We start from the raw sequence: 1,883 nt of genomic DNA on the forward strand, positions 1-1,883 counted from the left end.
TCGGCAATAAGGCCCGATGGTAGCTTTCCCGTTGCCGCTGCCACTACGGCCATTGCCACATCATCGATATGAACAGTCTGCACCTGAGCATGATGACGTTGCCCCCAAGTTTTATCCAGTTTTGAGTTCGCTCCAGCGGTTTTGGGTTGCTGTATTCGGGGCGGTAGGGGCGGGTTGCGGTGCAGAGCCGTTCCGGCTACGCAGCACCGCATCACGTCGCGGGTTGATTGTCTGAGCGAACTCGGCAGGCGTCATCCAGCCGAGTCCAGAGTGTGGTCGATGATCGTTGTAATCGCTGCGCCAGTTTAAAAGCGCTGATCGTGCATGGGTCAGTGACGAGAAGAGCGTTTCATTCAGGAGCTTGTCTCGTAGCCGTCCATTGAAGCTTTCGATGAAGGCGTTCTGGATCGGTTTGCCAGGCGCTATATAGTGCCATTCCACTTTGGTTCGATCCGCCCAATGCAGGATTGCGTTACTGGTGAACTCACTGCCGTTGTCACTGACGATCATCTTCGGCTTGCCACGTCTTTCGATGATCCGGTCCAACTCACGGGCAACCCGCAAGCCGGAAAGGGACGTATCGGCGACAAGAGTCAGGCATTCTCTTGTGCAATCATCGACGACCGTAAGCACCCGGAACCTGCGGCCATCGGTGAGCTGATCTGATACGAAGTCCAGCGACCAGCGAACATTGGCAGTCGTCGGGATCAACATCGGCGCTCGGGTGCCTATCGCCCGCTTACGCCCACCACGCTTGCGTACCGTCAGCTTCTCCTCCCGATAGAGCCGGAAGAGCCGCTTGTGGTTCACAAGGTGACCCTCACGCCTGAGCAGCACATGAAGACGTCTACATCCAAAGCGGCGACGTTCATGCGCCAGCTCCTTCATCCGCTCGCGAAGGTCATGGTCATCGCTGCGCCTGGTTTCGTAACGGATCGTCATACGGCAAAAGCCCATGGCTTTACACGCCCGCCGTTCGCTCATCTGGTGGTGATCCATCAGATGAGCGACGGCTTTCCGCCTTGCTGCGGGCGTCACCACTTCTTTCCCTAAAAGTTTTTCCAAAGCGGCGTTGTCGAGCATCGCATCTGCCAGGAGCCGTTTCAGCTTCGTGTTTTCGTCTTCCAGCGTCTTCAACCGCTTGGCCTCGGATACGTCCATGCCGCCGAACTTGGCTTTCCATTTATAGATACTGGCATCGCTGACGCCGTGCTTGCGACAAAGCTCCGCGACAGGCGTGCCCGCCTCGTGCTCCTTCAGAATGCCGATGATCTGTTCGTCTGTAAAACGGTTGCGCTTCATTCTCTGGTCCTCTCAATGGGCCAGAGCTTACTTCAAAATGGATTATTTCAACGGGGCAACGTCACAGCTACTAAAAAGACAGCGGATAGCTAGCGGCTACCAAATGATCGCCTTTCCTACGGCATAGCTTGATTTTCGTTGATCAGGCTTTCATACGATCCCGCAGCGACGGTTCAACCAAATGTGGTTGCATACGATAAATGCGGGCGCCGATTGTATACGCGGCGCTTCGCATCATCTGGTCCGTCAGCCAATCCGGGCGATCACCGGGAAAGCCTTTTTCGGTCATCAAAAGATTGACCAGTAATTCAAATCGATCCCTGCATTGATCCTGATCGTCGGGAAGGATGATGTTAAGCCCGGATTTTTTGAGCCTGATGATAAAATCGCAGGCATCACTTACCGCTTTTTGCAAATCGTCTTCGGTTGCTGATTTCTGTACGGTTTCGTCAAGGAAACCACGGTCTATATTGTGCATTGTTATCTCACCCGTTTTTGAAAACTGGCTTGCCTTCCCATTTTGTCATTCGGTACATTCGTCTTGAGCGCAGCAGTGAGGAAACCGTTCCGTTTCTGCCCCT

2 protein-coding genes are annotated in these 1,883 nt (G+C 54.1%); both read right to left on the bottom strand.

Going from position 1 to position 1,883, the window contains the following annotated elements; genetic code table 11:
- Positions 1–111: 111 nt before the first annotated feature.
- The gene (locus D8666_RS23870) at positions 112–1,302 is read right to left on the bottom strand and encodes an IS3 family transposase (protein WP_121539678.1); all 1,191 of its coding nucleotides are present in this window, start codon (positions 1,300–1,302) and stop codon (positions 112–114) included.
- A 142-nt stretch (positions 1,303–1,444) separates the two neighbouring features.
- A complete protein-coding gene (locus D8666_RS23875) occupies positions 1,445–1,780 on the bottom strand; it encodes a hypothetical protein (RefSeq protein ID WP_121539679.1) in 336 nt (111 codons plus the stop codon).
- Positions 1,781–1,883 lie beyond the last annotated feature (103 nt).

The sequence above is a fragment of the Ochrobactrum soli genome (assembly GCF_003664555.1).
In the GTDB taxonomy this organism is placed as follows: Bacteria; Pseudomonadota; Alphaproteobacteria; order Rhizobiales; family Rhizobiaceae; genus Brucella; species Brucella teleogrylli.

What these genes read in the sequence shown, in the direction of transcription:
- D8666_RS23870 (WP_121539678.1), bottom strand. Translation starts at nt 1,302, where the DNA reads ATGAAGCGCAACCGTTTTACAGACGAACAGATCATCGGCATTCTGAAG.
- D8666_RS23875 (WP_121539679.1), bottom strand. Translation starts at nt 1,780, where the DNA reads ATGCACAATATAGACCGTGGTTTCCTTGACGAAACCGTACAGAAATCA.